Raw genomic sequence first — 506 nt, 5'->3', positions numbered from 1 at the left:
TCCTTCAGCGCCTCGAGAATGGCGACAAGATCGGCCGGCGAGGCGCCGATCGCGTTCACTGCCTTGACGATGTCGGCGAGCTTGGGGCCCGGGGCGAGGAGTAACATCGGGCGATGCTCCTCATCCACCGCGACACCCGATTTCTGTTCGCGCGCGGTCTGGCCCTGGCTGAAGGGCGCGGGCTGGCTGATGCGCTGGTTCTCGTCGATCCGCACGGTGAGCTTGCCGTGGGTGACGGCGGCGGGGCCGACGCGGACCGCGGAGTTGATGACGACGGTGCCCGAGCGGGCGTTGACGATGACCTTGGCCGGCGGCTCTGCCGACACGACGTCGAGATTCTCGATCGTCGACATGAGCGTCGCGCGCACGTCGGCGCCGACCGGCGCGCGCACCGCGACCGACACCGCATCGACCGCCTGCGCCACGCCGAAGCCCAGCCGCTGGTTGATCGCCGCGGCGACATTCTGCGCGGTGGTGAAATCGGCGCGCTGGAGATTGAAGGTGAG

General features: G+C 69.2%; 1 protein-coding gene. It reads right to left on the bottom strand.

Features of this window, described 5'->3' with window-relative positions:
• A partial coding sequence (locus BRX43_RS20100) for a flagellar basal body P-ring protein FlgI (protein WP_206433313.1) occupies positions 1-506 on the bottom strand: 506 nt, incomplete at both ends.

Origin of the sequence: Sphingomonas sp. S-NIH.Pt15_0812 (genome assembly GCF_003951315.1) — a bacterium.
Lineage (GTDB): Bacteria > Pseudomonadota > Alphaproteobacteria > Sphingomonadales > Sphingomonadaceae > Sphingomonas.
This window is presented reverse-complemented; position numbering and strand designations above follow the sequence as displayed.